This window comes from Limosilactobacillus kribbianus (assembly GCF_026413145.1).
In the GTDB taxonomy this organism is placed as follows: Bacteria; Bacillota; Bacilli; order Lactobacillales; family Lactobacillaceae; genus Limosilactobacillus; species Limosilactobacillus kribbianus.
The window spans coordinates 1-22,893 of the sequence record NZ_JAOVYZ010000005.1 but is presented as its reverse complement, the minus strand read 5'-3'; the positions used below and the strand labels follow the sequence as shown (position 1 = coordinate 22,893).

General features: G+C 50.0%; 18 protein-coding genes and 2 pseudogenes. 11 read left to right on the top strand and 9 right to left on the bottom strand.

Annotation, left to right across the window (positions count from 1 at the left end; all coding sequences use genetic code 11):
* Positions 1 to 31: 31 nt before the first annotated feature.
* Complete coding sequence (locus tag OCT58_RS02305) at positions 32 to 688, bottom strand: histidine phosphatase family protein (protein ID WP_267201223.1); 657 nt, start codon at positions 686 to 688, stop codon at positions 32 to 34.
* A 73-nt stretch (positions 689 to 761) separates the two neighbouring features.
* The gene (locus OCT58_RS02300) at positions 762 to 1,412 is read right to left on the bottom strand and encodes a DedA family protein (protein ID WP_267201222.1); all 651 of its coding nucleotides are present in this window, start codon (positions 1,410 to 1,412) and stop codon (positions 762 to 764) included.
* Positions 1,413 to 1,609: 197 nt separating this feature from the next.
* On the opposite strand from OCT58_RS02300, the gene helD reads away from it, so the two are divergent.
* Entirely contained in the window at positions 1,610 to 3,910 is a 2,301-nt protein-coding gene (gene helD, locus OCT58_RS02295) for an RNA polymerase recycling motor HelD (protein WP_267201221.1), read from the top strand.
* Positions 3,911 to 3,949: 39 nt separating this feature from the next.
* Here the strand turns inward: helD and OCT58_RS02290 are convergent, their stop codons facing one another.
* Entirely contained in the window at positions 3,950 to 4,822 is an 873-nt protein-coding gene (locus OCT58_RS02290; RefSeq protein ID WP_267201275.1) for a DMT family transporter, read from the bottom strand.
* A 212-nt stretch (positions 4,823 to 5,034) separates the two neighbouring features.
* On the opposite strand from OCT58_RS02290, the gene OCT58_RS02285 reads away from it, so the two are divergent.
* The 4 genes from OCT58_RS02285 to coaA all read left to right on the top strand — a co-directional run bounded on the left by OCT58_RS02285 (position 5,035) and on the right by coaA (position 10,706).
* A complete protein-coding gene (locus tag OCT58_RS02285) occupies positions 5,035 to 7,131 on the top strand; it encodes an LTA synthase family protein (protein ID WP_267201220.1) in 2,097 nt (698 codons plus the stop codon).
* A gap of 130 nt (positions 7,132 to 7,261) precedes the next feature.
* On the top strand, positions 7,262 to 7,633 hold the full coding sequence (locus tag OCT58_RS02280; RefSeq protein WP_305069062.1) for a cupredoxin domain-containing protein: 372 nt from the start codon (positions 7,262 to 7,264) through the stop codon (positions 7,631 to 7,633).
* An 18-nt stretch (positions 7,634 to 7,651) separates the two neighbouring features.
* Entirely contained in the window at positions 7,652 to 9,610 is a 1,959-nt protein-coding gene (locus OCT58_RS02275) for a copper-translocating P-type ATPase (protein ID WP_267201219.1), read from the top strand.
* A 172-nt stretch (positions 9,611 to 9,782) separates the two neighbouring features.
* The gene (gene coaA / locus OCT58_RS02270) at positions 9,783 to 10,706 is read left to right on the top strand and encodes a type I pantothenate kinase (protein ID WP_267201218.1); all 924 of its coding nucleotides are present in this window, start codon (positions 9,783 to 9,785) and stop codon (positions 10,704 to 10,706) included.
* Here coaA and OCT58_RS02265 read toward each other — a convergent pair.
* Positions 10,703 to 11,887, bottom strand: coding sequence for an ATP-binding protein (locus tag OCT58_RS02265; protein ID WP_267201217.1), 1,185 nt, complete (start codon positions 11,885 to 11,887; stop codon positions 10,703 to 10,705). The two genes, coaA and OCT58_RS02265, sit on opposite strands and share 4 nt — an antisense overlap.
* Before the next feature lie 291 nt (positions 11,888 to 12,178).
* On the opposite strand from OCT58_RS02265, the gene tpiA reads away from it, so the two are divergent.
* From tpiA to OCT58_RS02240, 5 genes and pseudogenes are all read left to right on the top strand, one after another.
* Positions 12,179 to 12,958, top strand: coding sequence for a triose-phosphate isomerase (tpiA, locus tag OCT58_RS02260; RefSeq protein ID WP_267201216.1), 780 nt, complete (start codon positions 12,179 to 12,181; stop codon positions 12,956 to 12,958).
* A gap of 18 nt (positions 12,959 to 12,976) precedes the next feature.
* Positions 12,977 to 13,849, top strand: a complete 873-nt coding sequence (gene fba, locus OCT58_RS02255) for a class II fructose-1,6-bisphosphate aldolase (protein ID WP_267201215.1) — start codon at positions 12,977 to 12,979, stop codon at positions 13,847 to 13,849.
* 13 nt (positions 13,850 to 13,862) lie between these two features.
* Positions 13,863 to 14,519, top strand: a complete 657-nt coding sequence (locus OCT58_RS02250; protein WP_267201214.1) for a histidine phosphatase family protein — start codon at positions 13,863 to 13,865, stop codon at positions 14,517 to 14,519.
* 324 nt (positions 14,520 to 14,843) lie between these two features.
* Positions 14,844 to 16,400 carry a glutamine-hydrolyzing GMP synthase gene (guaA, locus tag OCT58_RS02245; RefSeq protein WP_267201213.1) on the top strand — a complete coding sequence of 519 codons (1,557 nt, stop codon included), beginning with the start codon at positions 14,844 to 14,846 and terminating at the stop codon, positions 16,398 to 16,400.
* Between the two features lie 585 nt (positions 16,401 to 16,985).
* A pseudogene (locus OCT58_RS02240) lies at positions 16,986 to 17,222 on the top strand (helix-turn-helix domain-containing protein); the annotation flags it as partial.
* A gap of 31 nt (positions 17,223 to 17,253) precedes the next feature.
* Here the strand turns inward: OCT58_RS02240 and OCT58_RS02235 are convergent.
* From OCT58_RS02235 to OCT58_RS02220, 5 genes are all read right to left on the bottom strand, one after another.
* Entirely contained in the window at positions 17,254 to 18,684 is a 1,431-nt protein-coding gene (locus OCT58_RS02235) for a nicotinate phosphoribosyltransferase (RefSeq protein WP_267201211.1), read from the bottom strand.
* A 103-nt stretch (positions 18,685 to 18,787) separates the two neighbouring features.
* Complete coding sequence (locus OCT58_RS02230; protein ID WP_267201210.1) at positions 18,788 to 19,504, bottom strand: NUDIX hydrolase; 717 nt, start codon at positions 19,502 to 19,504, stop codon at positions 18,788 to 18,790.
* A gap of 102 nt (positions 19,505 to 19,606) precedes the next feature.
* Positions 19,607 to 20,077, bottom strand: coding sequence for a transposase (locus tag OCT58_RS10455; protein ID WP_368669244.1), 471 nt, complete (start codon positions 20,075 to 20,077; stop codon positions 19,607 to 19,609).
* Positions 20,078 to 20,222: 145 nt separating this feature from the next.
* Entirely contained in the window at positions 20,223 to 21,161 is a 939-nt protein-coding gene (locus OCT58_RS02225; protein ID WP_267201209.1) for a rolling circle replication-associated protein, read from the bottom strand.
* Between the two features lie 422 nt (positions 21,162 to 21,583).
* The gene (locus OCT58_RS02220) at positions 21,584 to 21,910 is read right to left on the bottom strand and encodes a ribbon-helix-helix protein, CopG family (protein WP_267201208.1); all 327 of its coding nucleotides are present in this window, start codon (positions 21,908 to 21,910) and stop codon (positions 21,584 to 21,586) included.
* A 726-nt stretch (positions 21,911 to 22,636) separates the two neighbouring features.
* Between OCT58_RS02220 and OCT58_RS02215 the strand changes: the two are divergent.
* Positions 22,637 to 22,893 (top strand): annotated as a pseudogene (locus OCT58_RS02215) (IS4 family transposase); the annotation flags it as partial.

Sequence of the window (22,893 nt, the reverse complement as noted above, 5' to 3'; positions counted from 1 at the left end):
TGAAGAAGAATTTCCCCCTTTACGGATTTAATTAGTCAGGAATTTCCAATTTATTGTAGAAATCAACGCTGGTCTGATCCCCATCGAGGGTCAGCTTCGTAATGCTGCCGTTGCGTGGCGACTCACCAGGGTTGATCTGATCGGAGAAGTGGGAAGCAATAGAACGGATCGCAGCCCCGTGCGAAACGACGACGACGGTTGAACCGTCGGGCAGGGCGCGCAGGTGCTCAAAGCCCTTGTTGATCCGCTCCCAGAAGCGGATGCTGTCCTCGGCGTCCCCGTACTGGTCGGCAGCCGCAATCTTGTCCTTGAGCTTGTCGGGCCCCCAGCCGGCGATCATGGCCGCAAAACTGTGGTAGCCCTCAGCGCCACCTAAAAAGTCGGCGAACTCCGCACCGTTTTGGCCCTCGAAGGAACCGAAGAACTCTTCCCGGAAGGCTGGCTCCGGGGTCGGTTCGGTGATGTTGGTGTTCGGATCGGCCGCCAACAGCAGGCGGGCGGTCGCCATTGTCCGGGCCAGATCACTGCTGAAGACGTAGTCAAAGTGGATCTTGGAGAGGAGCTGGCCGGCCCGCTTGGCATCGGCCTGACCCTTCTCGGTGAGCGGGGCGTCGGACCAGCCCTGCATCCGGTTGTAGCGGTTTAAGTATGTTTGACCGTGACGAACGAAGTAAACGTTAATTGCCATGGTGTGCGAACACTCCCTTTAATAAGATAGAATACTGATCTTATTTTACCATGAAATGGCGGGGGAATCGCAACTAGAGCATCCGGTTTCGCCGAATGATTTTCTTACGCAGCTGTCTGATTCCGAAGGTGATCCCGCCGATCGCCGCGCCGATGAGGACGAAGCCAAGGATCAACAGCGAGAAGTGCTTCCGGACGAACGGGATCGAGCCGAGGTAGTAGCCACACCCCGCGCCCAGGGCCACCCAGGAGGCCACGCCGATCATGTTGGCGACGGTGAAGCGGTGGAAGGGGTAGCCCATGATGCCAGAGATCAGGGGAATAAAGGAGCGGATGAAGGGGACGAAGCGGCCAAAAGCGACTGCCCAGAAACCGTAGCGGTCCAGGAATTGGCCGGCCTCAATTAACCGTGGGCCCTCGAGCTGGCGCTTTAGCCATGGCCAGTGGGAGAGACCGCGGCCAATGAAGTAGTTGACGGTGTCACCGATGAAGGCCGCAAAGAAGAAGACCGGGATGATGATTTCCATTTTCAGAACCGGCTTGACGGCAATAAAAGAACTGGTTAAAAAAACGAGTGATCCCCCTGGCAGCCAGGGAAAGATCACTAGCCCCGTTTCCATGAAGACCAGGGTGAAGAGGATCAGGTAAGACCACGGCCCGAGCCATTGGAACATGGGAATTAAAACTTCTGCAATGTGTGTGAGAATGTAGAAGAAATGGGCCATAAACAGTCTCCTTTCAAAAATGTTATTAATTTCATTGTAGGCCTAATGAAAAGAAAGTGTCTAATGATTTGGGTGAAATTAACCAATCCTTATAATCGGCCCGGCAATTAGGGCAAATATTAGCGGTCAAGCGGGCGATAATGCTATAATAGTTAAACTATTCGGCGGCGCTGACCGCTTTGGAAAGGAAGATCGATGTGGTTGAAGATTCAGTAAGAAAGTACGAGCAGGCACACCTTGATCACGTGCTTGATGAGATCAAGAAGGCCGAAGCTAAGGCCAATGAGAAGATCAGCACGGCCAAGCGCGACATCAGGGGCATCAATGAGCAGATCAACGATATCCACCTCAACACCACCACCTATTCGGGGATGATGGACACCGCGCTGTCGTTTCGGGCCCAGCAGCAGATGCTCGACGAACGGCAGAATAGCTGGCAGCATTCTTCCGAGCACCTGGCGACCCTGCAGCGCTTGGAGAAACAGCCTTACTTTGCCCGAATTGACTTCCAGGAGAAGGGCGCTGAGAAGCCCGAGACCGTCTACATCGGCCTGTCCTCCTTCAGCGACCGCCCCGACCACTTTCTGATCTATGACTGGCGGGCCCCCATCTCCTCCGTTTACTACGAGGGCAAACTGGGCAAGGTCAGTTATGCGACCCCGGTCGGCACCCAGGAGGTCAACATGACCCTCAAGCGCCAGTTCCAGATCAAGGACGGGACCATCGTGACGATCTTTGACACCGACGAGCAGGTCGGCGATCAGATGTTACTGTCAGCGTTGGGCAACCACTCCAGCACGAAGATGAAGAGCATCGTCACGACCATCCAGCGGACCCAAAACCAAATTATCCGGGACACTAAGAGTGACCTGCTCTTTGTCCAGGGGGCGGCGGGCTCCGGAAAAACGGCCGCGGTCCTGCAGCGGGTCGCCTGGCTGCTCTACCGCTACCGGGGCAACCTCTCCTCGTCCCAGGTAGTTCTCTTCTCGCCCAACCAGCTCTTTAACGACTACATTGACCAGGTGCTGCCGGAGCTGGGGGAACATAACATGGTCCAGATGACCTACTTCCAGTTCGTCAACCAGCGGGTCCCGCGTCTCCACGTCCAGACGCTGGCCCAGCGGTTCGCGGCCGGCCAGACAAAACAGTCTCGCAACATCCAGCGCCTGCTGACCAGCCTGCGCTACTTTAAGGAGACGGGCCGCTATGCTAAGCACCTCGGCCACGCCGACATGCGTTTTCGCAACATCATGTTCAACAGCAAGGTCTTCATTGCCAAGGACAAGATCAAGGAGATCTACTATTCCTTTAACAACAACTACAACCTGGGCAACCGCCTCGACGGGACCAAGGAGGCGCTGATCAAGTACCTCAACCACCGGGTCAGCACCGAAATGCGCAGCAAGTGGGTCGAACAACGCGTCCAGTCCCTGAGCAAGGAGGAGATCGATAACCTCTTTGGCAACGAGCCGCGCGAATTCGACAGCGAGGACCAGGAGTTCCGTTTCCTGGCGCGCAAGATCGTGATGCGGGCCTTCGAACCCATCAAGCGGGCGATCAACCACAACAATTGGATCAACATCAACGGCCAGCTGCTCCACTTCCTGCGGGTGACCCCCAAACTGATCAATCTGGCGGACTACGACCTGACTGATGCTCAGTGGCAGGAATACGTCAACCGCTTCAAGGAAGACCTCCGCCACGGCAAGATCAGCGCCAGCAACATCACGATCTACCTTTATCTCTACGACCTGATCACGGGGCGGCACGGCGATCGCAGCATTCGCTACGTCTTCGTCGACGAGGTCCAGGACTATGATGCCTACCAGCTGGCCTACCTCAAGTACCGTTTCCCGCGGGCCAAATACACGCTATTAGGTGACCTGAACCAGGCGATCTTCACCCACGAAAACAGTCACACCCTGCTTCACCAGCTGGGGACGATGTTCGATCCGGAGAAGACCAAGGTGGTCCAGCTGACCGAGTCTTACCGGTCGACCAAGCAGATCACCGACTTCACCAAGCACCTCCTGCTGGACGGCGAGGAGATCCGGGCCTTCGATCGTAACGGCGAGCGGCCGCAAGTGATCGTCAGCCCGGACATCGATCACAGCGTCGACGCGGTGGTGCGGGTTCTTGAAAAGTACCAGCAGGAGCACGACGCGGTTGCCATCATCGGCAAGACCCTGGAGGACAGCGAGCGCCTCTACCAGGAGCTGACCAAACGCAACGTCAAGACGACCCTGATCCGGACTGAGAACCAGCGACTGGTCAATGGGGTCATCATCGTGCCGTCCTTCCTCGCCAAGGGCCTGGAATTCGATGCGGTAATCGTTTGGAACGCGAACGCGACCCAGTACCAGGACGACGACGAGCGGCAATTGCTCTACACGATCTGTTCCCGGGCAATGCATGCACTGACCCTGACGGCGATCGGTCAGCCGACGCCGCTGCTGACGGGCGTGCCACAGGATGAATACGAATTGATTGAAGAATGATTAAAAGCCCATCAGCGAATCAAGGCTGATGGGCTTTTGCTATGCACTCTTTTTCTTAAAGAACGGTAGCTGCCGTAGGTCGACCTGCATGATGGCATTGGCCAAGAGCAGGATGATGCCACCGACGACCAGCCGCGGTGTCAGCGGGTCGTAGCCGAGGATGACCGAAAAGACGCTGGCAAAGAAGGATTCCAGCATCAGGATCAGACCGGCCGAGGTGGCGTCGGTGTAGGCCTGGGCCGTGATCTGCATCCCCTGGGCCAGGAAGGTGACCCCGATCGCCAGGATCGCCAGTGGGACCAGGGCCTGGAGCCAGTGGACCTGCCCCAGGGTGGACCGCTCGGTTAGCAGGACGGTGATCCAGCCGTAGACACCCTGGCAGAGGCCGATCATGAAGATGACCACCCAGGGGCTGGATACCTGGGGTGCGTACTTGCCGAAGTAGATCAGCTGCAGGGCCCAAAAGATCGTCGAGACCAAGGTCAGCAGATCCCCGTACTGGAAGTGCAGGCCTCCGCTGGTGACGTTGGTGATGATCGCCATGCCGATGATCGCCAGGGTGATGGCAAAGTAAGTCTTACGCTGGGGCCGCTCGTGCCAGACAAGCCAGAGAATCAGCGGAGCCACCGCAATGTAGAGGGTGGTCAAAAAGGCGTTCTTGGCCGGCGTGGTGTAGCGGAGGGCGTCGGTCTGCAGGTAGTAGCCGAGAAAATTGATGGTGCCCATCAGCAGCCCGAGCTTGATGTCCTTGCGGTTGATCTTGTTGATTTTCTTGAAAAATAGCAGGTAGCCGGCGATGACACACATTGTGCCCCGGCAGGCGTTAATCAGGCCGGAGTGCATCCCGGCCTGGACGGTCAGTTTAGCGAAAACGTAGCTGCTGCCCCAGAGGATGGCGACGGCCAGCAGCATCAGGTTTGCTTGTTTCTTATTAATCGACATAATTACCCCTTTCTCTCTCTTTGAACCGTAACATCTTATCATGTTCACCCGCGATTGGTAAGGGCCTGGAGCGCCTTCCCGGGAATTTCTAAACTTTTTTGAAAATTAAAACTTTTGTGATTGCATGCGGTGGTAATATTGTATTATTGTAAGTATTGATATTTTTTTCTGGAGGAACGAACATGAAAACAGCGTTGCAGAAGTTACGACGCGGCTTAAACACCAAGATTGGGTTCTTCCTGCTCGTCGTGCTCTTATTCTGCATCAAGAGTTACTGGGCGTATCAAAATGAGTTCAACCTTGGTGTCAAGGGAAGCATGCAACACTTCCTGCTGGCGTTTAATACAATTCCGGGGGCCTTAGTCTTCCTAGGGATTGCGCTGTACTTTAGGGGACGGCTCTCGTATTGGCTGATGCTGATCGTGAACTTTCTCCTGTCGACCTGGATCTTTTCCAACATTCTCTACTACCGGGAATTTTCGGACTTCATCACCTTCAACGTGATCAAGGGCTCCGGGGCGGCTTCAAACAACCTGGGCAAGAGCCTGATGGGGATCATTCGGCCCGAGGACTTTTTAGTCTACGCGGACGTGATCATCCTCGCCCTGATCCTATTGTTCCACTTCATTCGGGTGGACATGCGCTACTTCAAGATCCGTTACGCGATGACGATCACCATGCTCGGCTTCGTCCTCTTCGGCGCGAACCTGGGGATGGCCGAGACGGACCGGTCGCAATTGCTGACGCGGACCTTTGACAACAACTACATCGTTAAGTACCTGGGGATCGAGGCCTACACGATCTACGACGGGGTCAAGACGACCCACAATAGCGTCGTTAAGGCCCGGGCCAACCAGAATGAACTCAAGCCGGTGCTGAACTTCATTCACCACAACTACGCCGGGCCAAACATCCAGTACCAGGGCGTGGCCAAGGGGAAGAACATCTTCGTCATCCACCTGGAGAGTCTGCAGCAGTTCATGATTGACTACAAGCAGGACGGCGAAGAGGTCATGCCAAACCTGGACAGCATCTACCATTCCAGCAACACGATTGCCTTCGACAACTTCTTCCACCAGGTTGGTCAGGGGAAGACCGCCGATGCCGAACTGATGCTGGAAAACTCGCTCTTCGGTCTGCCTGAAGGGTCGGCGATGGTGACGGACGGGACGACCAACACCTTCCAGTCCGCGCCTGCTCTGCTCCACCAAAAGCTCGGCTACACGACGGCCTCCTTCCACGGGGATGTGCCGAGTTTCTGGAATCGGGACAACGCCTACAAGTCCTTCGGTTACCAGTACTTCTTTAGTAAGGAATTCTACCCGAAGACCAAGGACTATGACGCTGGCTACGGGATGAAGGATAAGATTTTCCTGAAGGAATCGGCTCACTACATCGAGCAGCTGCCACAGCCGTTCTATGCTAAGCTGATCACGGTTACCAACCACTACCCGTACATTCTGGACAAGAAGAACAAGGACATCAGCGCCTGGAAGACCGGCGACAAGACCGTCGATCCGTATGTCCAGACGGCCCGCTACCTGGATGAATCCCTGGGTGAGTTCCTGGACTACCTGGACAAGTCCGGCCTGCGTCAGAACAGTGTCCTGATTCTCTACGGGGACCACTACGGGATTTCCAACAACCACCAGCCGGCGATTGCCCAAATCCTGCACAAGAAGAAGATCACCAACTACGATCTGGCGATGTTCCAGAAGGTACCGTTCATGATCAATGCGCCGGGCCTCAAGGGGGGCATTAACCACACGTACGGTGGTGAGATCGACGTGCTGCCGACACTGGAGGACCTGCTGGGCATCTCGTCCAAGAACTACATCCAGTTTGGTCAGGACCTGCTGTCGACCAAGCGTAACCAGATCGTGCCGTTCCGGGATGGCGACTGGGTAACGCCGAAGTACACCAAGTCCAACGGTGATTACTACTACACCAAGACCGGAAAGCAGATCAAGCACGCAACGGCCAAGCAGAAGAAGGAATTCAGCAAGATCCAAAAGTACGTCACGACCGACCTCGGCTTGTCTGATAAGGTGGTCAACGGCGACCTGCTGCGGTTCTACAAGCTGAAGGGCTTCAAGAAGGTTAACAAGAAGGACTACACTTATAACCTTAAGAAGAGCCTGAAGAACCTGAAGAACGCGCAGAAGAAGAAAAAGACGAGCGTGAAGACCGAAAACAACAACCAGAGTACCTTCGACGATTACACGACCGATGCGCCGGAATTGAAGAACTACTCAAGCCTGAAGTTCCCGAAGCCGTAGGAACCAGGTGAGGCGGCCAGCAAGAGATGACTTGCTGGCCGCTTTTTTATCCGTTTATGTTGACAAATGTAAACTCAAGTCTTATAGTTAGAATATAAATTACAGATGTAAACGAAAGGAAGCAATTATTATGTCACAGCTATTAGTGTTAATTATCGGAGTGATCTTGATCGTAGCTTTGTTCTGGTGGTTCTTCGGCAAGCATACCGAAGCTGCCGGGGACGCGACCGTCAACGGTCAGGATCAGGAGGCAACGATCGTGGTCAAGGGCGGCTACAGCCCGTCGACCGTTGTTTTGAAGAAGGGGGTTCCAGCCAAGGTCCACTTTGACATGAAGGACTCGACGGCCTGTCTCTCCCACGTCGTCTTTGACAAACTGGGGGTTAATGCGGACCTGACCAAGCAGCCAGTCACAACGGTCGACATTCCAACTGACAAGGCGACCGAATACAATTTTGCCTGCGGGATGGACATGTTCCACGGCAAAGTCATCGTGAAGTAAGGAAAGGGGGTCGCCGCAATGAAGCATCTGACGAGCATTCAACGCTTCTGGATCTCCTTTGTCCTGGTGATCCCGATGCTGATTCAAATGCTGGCAATGCCCTTTCACTGGATGATGCCGGGCTACACCTGGATTGCTCTGATCGCCACCACTCTAATCATGCTGGTGGCGGCCGTGCCGTACTGGACCAGCGCATGGGCCGCCTTTAAGCGCCACAATGCCAATATGAACACCCTGGTGGCAATCGGGACGGGGATCGCCTACTTCTACAGTCTCTTCGCCATGATCACCGGCCGGGCGGTCTACTTCGAGAGTGCGGCCTTCATTGCCGTCTTCGTCCTGCTTGGCGACACGATGGAGGAGCGGATGCACAACAACGCCTCCAACGCACTGAAGAAATTGCTGGACCTCCAGGTAAAGAGTGCCAGCGTGCTGCGGGACGGAAAGTTCGTCGCCGTGCCGCTGGACCAGGTCGAGGTTGGCGACATCATCCAGGTTAAGCCCGGGGAAAAGGTGCCGGTTGACGGGATGATCACGACCGGGAAGACCACCGTTGACGAGTCGATGATCACCGGTGAGAGCATGCCGGTGACTAAGAAGGCCGGCGATAGCGTCGTCGGTTCGACCATCAACGGCGACGGGGCCATCCAGTTTCGTGCCACCAAGGTCGGCAAGGACACCATGCTTTCACAGATCGTTGAGATGGTGAAGAAGGCCCAGACCAGCCACGCGCCGATCCAGAATCTGACCGACAAGATTTCCAAGATCTTTGTCCCGACGGTGCTGTCGATTGCGATCATCACCTTCGTAATCTGGTACAGCTTCCTGGGTGCCACAGCCGTCCAGGCGATGCTCTTCGCTGTCGCGGTCATCGTGATCGCCTGCCCGTGTGCCCTCGGGCTAGCCACGCCGACCGCTTTGATGGTTGGCACCGGCCGGGCCGCAAAGATGGGTGTCCTAATCAAGGACGGCCAGGCCCTGGAAACGATTGATGACGTTAAGACGGTGGTCTTCGACAAGACCGGGACGGTGACCATGGGTAAGCCGCGGGTAACCGATCTGGTCGGTGACGAGTCCCTGGTTCTCCAGGCGGCGGCCAGCCTGGAGAGCTCCTCCGAGCACCCGCTGGCCAAGGCGGTCATGGAGTATGCCGCCGCTTCGGGGATCGCGCCAGAGCCGGTTGAAGACTTCCGCGCCATCGAGGGTAAGGGCGTCCAGGCTACCATTGATGGTCAGCCGGCCTTTGTCGGCAACGAAAAGCTGGTGGAGGATTACCAGATTGAACCCACCATGAAGCAGCAATTGACTGCTCTGCAGGACGCGGCCAAGACGGTTATCTTGGTTGGCCTGGCCAAGCGGGTCATCGGGCTGATCGCCATCCAGGATGCACCCAAGCCGACGTCCGCCCAGGCAATCGCTGAGCTGAAGGCCCGGGGTCTCCAGACGGTCATGCTGACGGGGGACAACGACCGGGTCGCCCGGGCGATCGCCAAGGAAGTCGGCATTGATCGGGTCATTGCCAACGTCCTGCCGAACGAAAAGGCCGACCACGTCAAGGCCCTTCAGCAAGAGGGCAAGGTGGCCTTCGTTGGTGACGGGATCAACGATGCCCCGGCACTGACGACCGCCGACGTCGGGATTGCCATGGGTTCCGGAACCGACATTGCCATCGAATCCGGAAGCATCGTCCTGGTCCAAAACGACCTGCGCGGGGTGGTCAGGGCGATTGATATCAGCAAGAAGACCTTCAACCGGATCAAACTGAACCTTTTCTGGGCCCTGATCTACAATCTGATCGGGGTGCCAATTGCAGCCGGCCTCTTCGTCGGCTTCGGCCTTCAGCTCAGTCCAGAATTTGCCGCCCTGGCGATGGCCTTCAGCTCCGTTTCCGTTGTCACCTCATCATTACTATTAAACAAGGCCAAGATTGGCGGCACTGAGGAACAGAAAATTGTCGGCCAAACGGCTCTAGAATAACGAAAAAATGGCTTAGCTTGTGTGGGCGCTAAGCCATTTTTTTGGTTGCAGATCTTTGACTGGTCCGGTAGACTAACATTCGTGAGCCAACTAACAAGCAATATCAGCGGGTTGGCGGCTTTTTTTGTGGTATGATTGAGGAAACGTTTTCATATTGGGGTATTTAGAGACGATGGATGAATGGATGAATTACGAACAATTTGATCGGCAGACTTGGCATAGCTTTTTCCCAACCGACCGGGTCCGGTTGACGCAGGACAATCTGGAAGATATTAAGTCGCTTAACGACCGCATCTCGATTCAGGATGTCCAAGACGTGCACTTGCCGTTGATTAAGCTGATCCAGCTGCGTTATCAAAACTTCCTGGAGTGGCAAATGCAAAAGGCCAACTTTCTTCGCCAACCGATTCACCGGGTGCCGTATATCATTGGAATCGCGGGTCCAGTAGCGGTTGGCAAGAGCACGATTGCCCGGCTGCTGAGCATTTTGCTCAATAAGCTGCTGCCAGATAAGCGGGTCGAGCTGATGACCACGGATGGGTTCCTCTACCCGAACGCGGAGCTAAAGCGGCGAGGAATCATGGATCGCAAGGGCTTCCCGGAATCCTACGACATGGAAAAGCTCTTGAAGTTCCTCAACGACGTCAAGGCGGGGGAACCCAAGCTAAAGGTGCCAACCTACTCTCACCAGGTCTATGATGTTCAGCTTGATAAACCGCAACTGATCGACGAGCCCGATATCCTGATCGTCGAGGGGATCAATACCCTTCAGCTGCCGACTAACCAGCGAATCTACGTCAGCGACTACTTTGACCTTTCACTCTATGTCGACGCCGATCCAGACCTGATCGAACACTGGTATCTGCAACGATTCGGAATGCTGCTCGACACGGCTTTCACCGACCCGTCGAACTACTACTACCCGTATTCTCAGGGGGACCGCAATGAGGCCTTTCAGAAGGCACGCGAAGTCTGGCAAAAAGTTGACCTCCCTAACCTGGAGGACTTTATTCTGCCGACGAAGAGCCGAGCAAATGTCATCTTGCACAAGACCACGGATCATGTGATTGACCGGATCTTCTTGCGGCGCGACTAGGCCGATTCGGGATGGACTAGCCAATCGAGCAGGGAAATTGGTTGAATGGCTGGATTGAATTCGAAGATCTCCGGTGCTTGCATGACGATCAGAGAACGCTTGGCCGTGGCCGGCAGTGCCGCTAGTCCGGCAACAGCCTGATCGTAGGCCTGTTGGTTGCGCAAGGAGTAAACAAATTGAATATAGGATCGTTCTGAATTGCGCTCGGCAATGAAGGTCCACCGCTTGCCGGTGGACACCTGATAGCCGCGGCGAATCAGTTCGATGAAGAGGAGTGCTTCCAAGTTCGTTTGGGAAAGCACTCCTTTTTGATTTGTCCAAAGGTTGCGGAGGCCCGGGTCGACCGGGTAGTACTTGACGTTAGTTGGCTTGGTGCGATTAGTGGCCGGATTGAGTTCGTAGCAGGGGTAAAAGAGAAAGACGTCCTGGAGAAAGCCAAGGTAGGTTGCCAGCGTCTTATTGGAGGCGGGGATGCCGGCACGCTTGAGCCCGGCGACCGCTTGGCTGACGTTGACCGCTTGGCCGACCTGGCCGGCAAGAAAGACAGCCAATTGCTTGGTAAGGAAAGGATTGCAGAGGGTTCCCGGTCGACTGAAGCCGCTGACGATGGCGGTGTTGACTACTTCGTCGAGGTAATTTGCCAACTCCAGTGCGCCATGGACTTCCTGAGCGAAGGGGAAGCCACCGCGGTTGAGGTATTGGTAGAGACTATGACGGCTGGCCGGGAGGTTTCGGTATTGGCAAAATTCGGCAAAGCCCAGCGGGAGGATCGAGATTGTCACACACCGTTCCTGCAAAGGAGCTAAGCGTTTTAAGAATGATTGACTTGCTGCGGTAATGAAGACATTAACCTGTTCTTGTCTTAAAAGCTGCTGCAGGAAGGGAATGATCTCTGGTAAATAATCAAATTCGTCGAGAAAGAGATAATTGGGCTTACCAGCCACCAGTCGGCTGTCAATTGAACGCCATAGATCCGGCCAGTTGGCTAGCAGCTGGTGTTCAAGCCGACTAAAACGGATGAATTGAAACTGCTGATTACTGACTCCCCGCCGGCGCAAACGATCCTTGAATTGCTGTAGTAAAACTGTCTTGCCGGAACGGTGAACGCCAATGATGACTTTGATCAGCCGTGGATCTGTATATTTTTCTAATTGGTCTAGTTGCGAAATTTGTGCAAACATCTTTGATACTCCACTAATTAATAATGATTAAAATTAATCTTAACAGCAATTGGACTAGTGGGCAAATTTGGAATTGATTCCTAATTTGGGCTAGCAATTTGGATACTAAAATTAGTAAAAACAGTAAAATTTACTAAAAACCATTCCCGGACGATCAACATGGCGAACGGTTGCACAGAAATTTCTGCCAAAATTAACCTTGACAGCTAAGAAAATAGCACTTAAGAAATTAGGCATGCTCAATTAAACAACAAAGCGGTGCTCAGAAAAGAATGCAAAGGAGCAACCAAAATGAGAAAACCATTTATTATTGCAAACTGGAAAATGAATAAAAATGTTCAAGAATCGGTCGAATTTGCCAAGGCAATGCAAAACGCGGTGCCGCTAGGCGAAGATGTCGGTATTGCTGCCCAGGCGCTGTCCCTTTATAGCATGCGGGCGGCCATCGGTGACTCGCCGCTGCGGATCATTGCTCAGAACGCGGGCAGCCAGCCGGCGGGCGCCCAGACCGGTGAGATCAGTATCGAGAGTCTCGCTGACGCTGGTGTGTCCCACGTCCTTTTGGGGCACCTGGAACGGCGACTGCTCTTCCACGAATCCAATGAGGAAATTGGCAAGAAGGTGGCAACCGCCCTCCAATTTGGCGTCACCCCGATCATCTGTACCGATGAGGAGAAAATTCAGGTGACGATCGATGGCGAACAACACTACTTCTTCCATCAGCTGACCAGCATTTTGCAAGGACTTTCACCTAAGCAGATGCGGCGGATCATCATTTCCTACGAACCACGCTTCGCAGTCGGAGCTAAGCAAGCCGCAAGTCCTAAGGTGGCGGAGACGACCTGCTGGCAGATTCGTCAGTCAATTGCCGATCATTTCGGTAAGAAAGTGGCGGATGAGGTTCGAATCCTCTACGGCGGTAGCGTCACTCCCCAAAATATTTACGGAATCGTCAGCCAGCCGAACGTGGACGGGGCCTTGATTGGCCGGGCCAGCCTGGATATCCAGAGCTTCTTACAGATGGTTAACTGCTTCCAGACGGCTAAGCGGCAAAAACTAGCAGCAATTTAACAAGGAGAAAAAAGAACAATGGCATACTTTGATAACGGAAACGAAATTTTTAAAGACGCACGGCAGAATCACTACGCAGTTGGAGCATACAACATCAACAACCTCGAATGGACCCGGGCAATTTTGCGGGGTGCGGCCGAGACCAACACGCCGGTTCTGGTGCAGGTCTCGATGGGAGCGGCCAAGTACATGGGTGGTTATAAGTTCGTTCGTGACATGGTAGCTGACCAGATGGACGCCATGGACATTCAGGTGCCGGTGATTCTCCACCTTGACCACGGGGATTTTGAAGCGGCGATGGAATGCATCGATCTGGGCTTTTCCTCCGTGATGTTTGACGGGCACAAGCTGCCGCTGGCGGAAAACATCGCGCGGACGCAGGAGGTTGTCCAGGCGGCTCACAGTCGTGGAATTTCGGTGGAGGCGGAGATCGGCAAGATCGGTGAAAATCAGGACAACGCCAGTGGCGAACTGGCGGAGGTCGAAGACGCGGTGACCTTTGCCGAAATGGGCGTTGACAAGCTGGCTTGCGGAATTGGCAATATCCACGGGATTTATCCGGCAGACTGGCCCGGCCTGAATTTCGACCGCCTGCGTGAGATTGCGGCGGCCATTGATATTCCGCTCGTCCTTCACGGCGGGTCGGGGATTCCGCGGGACCAGGTCCAAAAGGCAATTTCAATGGGAATCGCCAAGGTCAACATCAACACCGAATTCCAGCTGGCCTTTCAGGAGGCGACCCGCCGCTACATTGAGGAGCAGTGCGACTTGGACACGGCCGCTAAGGGTTACGATCCGCGGAAATTACTGCTGCCGGGGACCGAAGCCATTACGGCCAAGATGAAGGAAATGATTGCTTGGCTAGGGACCCCGAGCCTGGTGACGGTATAGGGAGAAGCGAAAAATGGCAACTACGGTTTACTTTGTCAGGCACGGCGAAACATACTTTAATCGCTTCGCCCGTCTCCAGGGCTGGTCAGATACCCCATTGACAAAAAAGGGTGAGGAGGACGCTGCCAAGATCGGCCGGGTCCTTGCGCCGCTCGAAATTGACTACCTCTTTTCTAGCGACTTAAAGCGCGCGGTGGACACGGCCCGGATTCTGATCAAGCAGTGTCCGAACACTCAGATTGGCGCACCAATTCAAAAGAAGATTTTTCGGGAAACCTTTTACGGATCGTTCGAGGGCCACAGCAATGAAGAGGGGGCAATCTGGGCAAGCTACCTCGGTGGTCAGCGTTTTCGCCGGATTGGCGATTTAGTCACCGAATTCGGTGCTGCCAAAACCCGCGACCTGCTGCGGGAAGCAGATCCGGCCCACCTGGCAGAAGGCAGTCAGCAGCTCAATGCCCGGGTCAAAGAGATCGTGGCCTTTCTCCAGGGGCTTCCCGACCAGAGCACCGTGGTGGTGGCCAGCCACGGATCAATCATCCAATATATCGCCAGTGTTTACGGTGCTCCCGGTGAGCAGTTTGAAAGTCTCCGCAATGGCGCCTTTATGGAAATGCGGGTGACCGCAGAAGGGGCCCAGGTCCTGGCTTACAACCAGCAATCGCTGTGATGGCGCGATTGCCGAACAATCCCGAAGTGACTCCATAAATTATGAAAGGAGGAGATTAGATGAAAATCAAAGAAGAACTGACCGCGCTCGACGAACAGGCGGCGACCAAAGAACTCGAGCTATTAAGTTCGGCCCTAGCAAAATAGGTGTCGAATCCACGCATTTATTCACAATTCCTTTTAGGCGACTCCTCCACCACGAGGAGTCGCTTTTTAAGTGGTCAAGGAAAACGTAACATTTAATCCCGCCTGATGGTTGACCGTCCGTCTTTTAGCTTGTAAACTATCATCTGAGAATAAAATTTCAATCAAAGGAAGTGGCATTGTGGCAAACGTCAATTTAGATGCATTTGACAAGATCATCGTGCTTGATTTTGGTAGCCAGTACAACCAACTGATTACCCGGCGGCTGCGTGATTTTGGGGTGTATTCCGAACTTCTCTCCCATAAGATCACCGCGGAAGAGATCAAGAAGATCAAGAACCTCAAGGGGATCGTCTTCTCCGGCGGCCCGAACAGTGTGTATGATCCAGATGCATTCAAGGTTGACCCAGCAATTTTCAAGTTGGGAATTCCAATTTTAGGTATTTGTTACGGGATGCAGCTGATGTCCTATGACCTGGGCGGCAAGGTTGAAAAGGCCGAAAACTCCGAATACGGTCGTGCGGACATCGAGGTGACGGATGACGATGCGGTCCTCTTCAAGGGTCTGCCGAAGAAGCAATTCGTCTGGATGAGTCACGGTGACCTGGTCACTAAGGCCCCGGACGGCTTCAAGGTCACGGCAACGAGCAAGAACTGCCCAATTTCATCCATCGCTGACGACGAGCGGAAGTTCTACGGGATTCAGTTCCACGCCGAAGTTCGCAACTCCGAATACGGGCTCGACATCCTGCGGCGCTTCGCCTTTGACGTTTGTGGTGCCAAGGATAACTGGACGATGGACGACTTCATCGACCTGCAGATCGACCACATTCGCGAAGAGGTCGGTGACAAGAAGGTCATTCTCGGCCTTTCCGGTGGGGTGGACTCCAGCGTTACTGCCGTGCTGATTCACAAGGCAATTGGCGACCAGCTGACCTGCATCTTCGTTGACCACGGTCTGTTGCGGAAGAACGAGGCCGACTCTGTCATGAACGCCCTGAACCGCGACCTTGGTGTCAACATCATCAAGGTTGACGCCGCGGACCGTTTCCTTGGCAAGCTCAAGGGCGTGACTGATCCCGAACAAAAGCGGAAGATTATCGGGAAGGAATTCATCGAGGTCTTCAATGAGGAAGCCAAGAAGATTCCAGATGCCGACTTCCTGGCACAGGGAACCCTCTACACCGACGTGATTGAATCCGGGACCGACACCGCACAAACGATTAAGTCCCACCATAACGTCGGGGGCCTGCCGAAAAAGCTCGGCTTTAAGCTGATCGAACCGCTGCGCAAGCTCTTCAAGGATGAAACCCGTGAACTGGGCGAAAAGCTCGGTATCCCGCACGAACTGGTTTGGCGGCAACCATTCCCAGGTCCTGGTCTAGGGATCCGGGTGATCGGTGAAATCACGCCGGACAAGCTGGAGATCGTCCGTGAATCCGACGCCATCCTTCGTGATGAAATCAAGAAGGCCGGCCTGGACGAGAAGATCTGGCAATACTTCACCGTCCTGCCGGGTATCCGTTCCGTCGGCGTGATGGGTGACGGTCGGACCTACGACTACGCGGTCGCCATCCGGGCAGTCACTTCGATCGACGGGATGACGGCGGACTTTGCGAAGATTCCATGGGACGTCCTGCAAAAGATTTCGGTCCGGATCGTCAATGAAGTCGATCACGTCAACCGGATTCTCTACGACGTTACGAGTAAGCCGCCTTCGACGATTGAGTACGAGTGATGTTATAGGACAACATGAAGAGGGAAGCCTAAGATAACGGCATTTGTAGAGGGGCAAATTTGGTAGAATTGGTAGTTTATTGCAAGTTGTCTACCAAAAGTCTACCAAAAACATCAATAGATAATACCGCAAAAGGTACTACGTAATTTGAGCTTGCGTAGTACCTTTTTTGTTATTACATTGGCACGCCATTGTTTTAAAATTACATATTTTAGCTATAAGTAATAATATAATTATCTTTACAGGTTCTGTATATTATCCTTACTTAATTGTGAAGATAGGTATGTTCTTTATTTCCCAACGATGCGTCCGGAAAAGGAAACTAAGGATAGCAAAAAGGGTAAGAAGAATAAGAAAAAGTAGTCTAAAAGCCTGATGTGACGGCTTTTCGACGACACTGTGAATTTAGACAAATTTAGTTACTAGCTTGTAAAAAGTTAGTAATCTTGGTGTGTGTACACCAAAAATACACCATTTTTTAAATAAGGTAGATTGTAAAATTAATCCGAACGCTGTTCGGACAAAAAAGATCAGCTTCCTTTAAAATGGTGTTTACCACAAACCCATCTTTTAGGAGCTGATCTTTTGTCTAGTATAACCTATTCCGAACGAATTAAAATCGAAACCTTTTGTGAACTAGGGCTGTCCAATATCCAAATGGGCGTTCGGCTGAACCGATCACCGTCAACAATTTCTTATGAATTATCTCGATGTCAACCTTATCAGGCTGAATTAGCACAAACAGATGCCGAATACAAGCGATCACGATGTGGTCGGAAAACTAAGCTGAGCGATGAGTTAAAGCAAAAAATTCTCAACCATAATTAATAATGCTTTAGTCATTGCTAACTCCTTATTTTTGTGCCTCATCAACCAGCTTTTGTTGCAAGTCAGCTAACCGCTTGGTTAAATAAACCGGGAAGCGGTCCGGATTAAGCAACCGCTTAGTAGCCGCCGGCAGCTGTGCTAATTCGGTCTGCGCAAAATGCTGGATGGCAAAAGTGTCGGTTTCAATTGGCGTCGCTTTTTCCAGTGTCAAAACTTGCTTAAGCAGTGGCTTAGCAATGAAGTCGGTTAAAATCACTTTATTCCGGGTGACGTGAACGTCAGCATTGATTGCCGCAATTTCGGTTCCAATCTGCTCGTCAGCCAGGGCAATTACATCGGCAACAGCGTGTTGGGGATCATGCTTATCGTAGAGCCGGTAAACCTGCTTATTCCCAGGGAGCGTAATCTTTTCGCGACTATTACTAATCTTGATCTTTGGCACCCATTTGCCATCATTTTCTAGTGCCGACATTTTATAAACACCGCTTAATACTGGACTTGATGAACTGGTAATTAGTCGATCACCGATCCCAAAGTTATCCAGTGGTGCCCCTTCATCAAGCAATGACTTAACAATGTGGGCATCAAGGGCGTTTGAAGCAGTAATCTTAGCGTTGGTAAAACCAGCCTCGTCCATCATCTTCCGGGCCTTGATTGCCAACTGGGCAATATCACCAGAATCGATGCGGATACCAACCGGTTCGTGGCCAGCTGCCCGCAATTCCTTAAAGACTTTAATTGCGTTCGGTACCCCAGAGTTAACCACATCGTAGGTATCAACTAACAGGGCAGCATTGTCAGGGTAAATTTTGGCCCAGGCACGAAAGGCCGTTAATTCATCAGGAAAGCTTTCAATCCAGGCGTGGGCCATCGTCCCCGCCGCCGGAAGGTTAAACAGCTTGGCAGCTAGCACATTGGAGGTACTACTGCACCCACCAATAATGGCAGCCCGCGCACCATATATTGCGGCATCAGGCCCCTGCGCCCGTCGTGCACCAAATTCCATTACTGGACGTCCGCCAGTAACGCTGGTGATCTGCCATGCCTTCGTTGCAATCAATGATTGGTGGTTAATGATGTTTAAGATCAGGGTTTCGAGAAGTTGGACATCAATTAGTGGGCCACTAATACTAAGGATTGGTTCCTGTGGGAAGACTGGCGTGCCTTCTGGGATTGCCTTAATTGAGCAGCGGTTGTGAGCTGCCGTCAGGTAAAAGAGAAAGTCGTCACTAAAGTGGTTAAGGGACCGCAGATAAGCAATGTCATCAGTTGAAAAGTGCCAGTTCTTAACTTCATCAATTACTTGCATCAATCCAGCACTAATCACAAAACTGCCATCATCGGGCGCCTTACGGTAAAAGACGTCGAAGCGCGCCTGCTTATCGTGGGGAAGCGTTTGATAATAACCGTTGGCCATTGAAAACTCATACAGGTCGGTTAATAATTCATGCTTCATTATTAAACAACTCCTAACAAATTTAGGTAAAAAATACTTTAACTACTGCAAAAAATAAAAGTATATTGAACTTCTATTATAACTAATTGTAGCACTTTTATTTTTAGACGTAAGGTAGTACCAGTTTAAATAACTTTGGTGGCCGGCCTGACCGCTTTGTTGCGGCGGTACCAACTTCCTTAAACAGTTTTTGGTGGGTCTTTTTAAAATTAGAATTATCAATTTGATCGACCGTTGTTTGGCGGAAAGTAGCATAAACTTCGCGGGCTTGCCGAAGGGTAAAAGTCGGTCCTAAGATCTGTAAAATGGTTGGCTGGTAGTCCAGTTTATTTTTAATTCGTACAATGGCCGTATTAATAATTTGGTGGTGGTCAAATGCTAGCGCCGACCCTGTAGCCAAACTCAAAACTAAGTCACCATTTTGCAAGATAAACTTCCCGTGGTCAAAGTTAAGACTAAACCACCCGACTTCGGTTGCTCCGTACCCGGCCCTCAGTTGCGGCATTGTCGGTAAGAAAGTCATGTAGGCAATCGCCAAGGCCCGCTCACCGCTTACCCGGTCGGGATCGGTGAAGGTTGCCAACTGTTCGGTAGCACTGTTTGATAGACGAACACCAATTTTATCCTTAATCAGGCGGATACAGGCAGCGTCAGCACTTTCATCCCGCCGCAATAGGGTTTCTGGTAAAGCCCAGTGGCCCTCAAATGGCGGATAAGCCCGTTTGACCAGCAGGACTTGTGGTAAATGGGTCAGGGGATTAAAACTCCAAATAATATTTGCAATCGTAATTAGCGGACGCGCAACAACTTTGTCAGCCATCTCTTTCACCTCACAAAATATTATAGCGCAATCAAGAATCACAATAATAAAAAAATGGCTCTTTGTCACTCGGTAAGGATGAAGAGATTTTGGAGAACTAGACTAAGCTACTTTGGCTTTTGGTCTAGTTCTCTTTTTTGATAATTCACGAATCACGAGATTAGAAGTCTTCAACGAAATAAGAATCCTAATCCGAAAATGGAAGAAGTTGCGATAGCCATATGCAGTTCGCTTGATGACTTTAATTTTATTGTTGGTACCTTCGATCGGACCGGTGGTTAGTCGGGTGTAAAAGCTGGCAATAATCTCCTGGCGGTGCTTGGCGAGGGTTCGCTTAACTCGTCTCATAACGTTTGGTAGATTATTCCGCTTAATTAGCTGATCTAACAAAGTCTGACTGCGGTCACTAATCGTAGCTATTAAGTCTTGATAGTATTCGTAGGCAGCCCTTAGATCTGGAGAGAAATCGAGCAGCCGTTCGACGACATCTTGATTGGATAACCAGTGATATTGGAAGTTACGTCGGGAATAACAGTGTAGGTAATTAAGTAAGGATCCTTGATTCCAGTTCAAAAATTGATATCATTAGTCATGAGGAATATATCCTTTCTAAGACAACTGAGTGGTTATGGGGATAACTGAGCAATAACTCCTTTTTCTGTTTGTCTTAACGCTCTACAAGAAAGAATAATATAATAATCTATTTTCAATTCGTATATTATTTTTGGCGAAAGTTAAGGTAGCCATATGAATTCATAATCTTGCCAGTCTGAGTATCTTTAATATCGATTGTAGACTCTGATACTAATTCCCCTAGTTTAGAAGTATCCAACTCATCGAATCGCACATAACTAACTTGTGGTTGTTTCAAATTTTGAGAAGCAACATAAATTCGAAAATGCGGAGGATAAAAAAGTAAACGAGCACCCTTAGCAATGTCCTTATCGTCGTCATCTAAGATACTTGCATCCTTTTCTCGAATTACTTTACGGGTTACGTCATTAATAAACTTTGGGTTTAAGTTTTTTGAATAACTTGTAAAGTAAATACCTAAATTATTCGTTTTTATTTCAGAAATTGGCTTAATTTTAACAAGGCCACGTGAACGCCACCATTTTTTCAACTTAGGTGAAATGTCGCCTTTTATGCCTTTGATCAAAAGATGAATATGCCAATTTGGTACCATTTTTTCATCCTTGGGATAAAGGGTACCTTGAGGTTCAAAAATTGCAATATATTTTGCGTTTGGATAATTGTTACGAAAATTTTGGTATAACCGTTGCCAATCTTTTTTAGCACCATTTGGGTCAAGCTGATAAGGTACTGAATAGGTTAGTGTAATGAATTTTTCATCTTTCCTACCGCTAAAATTACATGCTATCAAATGACTTAGTTTTTTTAATGAACGCTTAAGGCTCATCAACAAGTCACTACGGTTTTCAGAATGCTTTACAGTAATCTCTTTATGCGTCCTACCATTGACTAAGGAACCATGTTCATGCCTAATGTTAACCTTACCTTTAGGTGGAGTATGCTTAGCAAACATAATTTCAGTAAATTTACCATACTTAGTTACTTTTACTAAGTCACCTTTTTTTATTGCGGCTTTACGTTTCTTATATATTTCTGTTGATTTAGAACGCTTTGATTTATGCATAATAAAAAACTCCTTCAAGTAATCATTGTGGAAGAATTTCTTGGTTAGTTTTTTATTATCTTAATTATTAATTACCTTTATTAATTAAAGTGATTAAACCACAACTTAAGTTATAAATCAACTTAATAAGGTCTTTTTTAAAGAGTTATGTTACCTTAATATTGAATAGAAAGAAAACTTCAAAACATTCTTTATACAACAGACTAGGTATCGATCATCTCACAATTAAATCTAATTTCTTAAAATGTATATACAAATAAACGCTGGTATAAAGGCAACTAAGTGTATATACAAAAAAGTAGCAATAATTCATTAATCTTTTTTGTAATGCATGTAATTACGCATTATAGCTTCAAACATCGTCATTTTTTGTATATACACGCAAATGGCTATATATCAATACATTTTTGTATATACAAAAGCTATTTCTTGGCTTCCTTTAACCTGATTGACTGAAAATCCAAAATCAAATCTTCTAACCTAACTACCAATTCCTCAGGAACTTCATCCACTCTTATCACTTTTCCCAACGCATGTGTTAAATTACTGAATGCACCATCCATATCATTTTTATTAGCTGGCCTGATATTAATTTGAGCTAATTTCTGCTTAAACACAATTTCATCACCCTGCTGAATACACTCTCTGATAAATTCTGATTTTGTTTTACCCGACTTAGCAACTAACTCATCTAAACGTTTTTTAAATTGATGATCACAACGAAACAGTACTAATTCAGTCTTATTCATAATTATTCCCCTCCATAATTTGTATATACAAATAGTATAACAAACCAGATTAAAAAGAGCCTACGTCACCTTAACCCCCACAAAGTAACTGCGTAGCATCATCATTACACTTCGCCTATCTGTGGCAAAAATGCAATGATGCAACATCGTAACACTAGTTATTATTGTTAATCAATCCACTAATCGTTATTAATGAACTCATCAACAATAACAACTCAGACATATTAAGCTCATCCAGCCCTTGCCCCCATTATCATCAGTGTTTGATTTGTTCGATTGCTGTACTAAATTTTCAACAAAACATCGCGAAAACACGAAAAAATCGCATTGATAAATAGGGTTGTCCGTCGCATTTTCTGGACTTCCAGCCACTCTTTCGATATATGTGAAACATCAGGATTGGCATTCCTATATTGTTAACTACAGCTTAGCACGTACCTAAACCACGTGTGATTCGAGGATGCTACCAACGCAGAACAACTGCTTTCGAGTCTAACGGGTGCTGCCCAAAAAGAAAAGCACACAGCCTTTTGGCTATATGCTTAGTTTTATTGGGTTTAGTAAATTCAATAACTTGAATTTAAATTAAGTACTGAAACTTGAAAGCCAGGAATAACGGCTAATCACCGCTATCCCTGGCTTCCTTGTTATAAAAATAGAAAAAACGCAAGAAGCTCCTGCGTTATACTTTAACTGTTCACACCAAAGTAAAGGAGTTCTTACGCTATGAACAGTATAAAGCATTCTCAGGAGAATAACGAGTCCCAATTGTTAATTAAGACCTTTTTCAAGCAGATTGGTCTAGGTGAAATTATTCATCAAATCAACTTCAAACGACACAGTTTAGTCAGTCCGTTGAAATTAATTAAATGGCTGATTACTACTATTTTTGCCCGCAAGTCACTGTATCGCGCTCAACCGGCTGTCGATTTTACAACGCGGACTGTTCGCAATTTTCTAAATGATGGCCGAATTAACTGGCA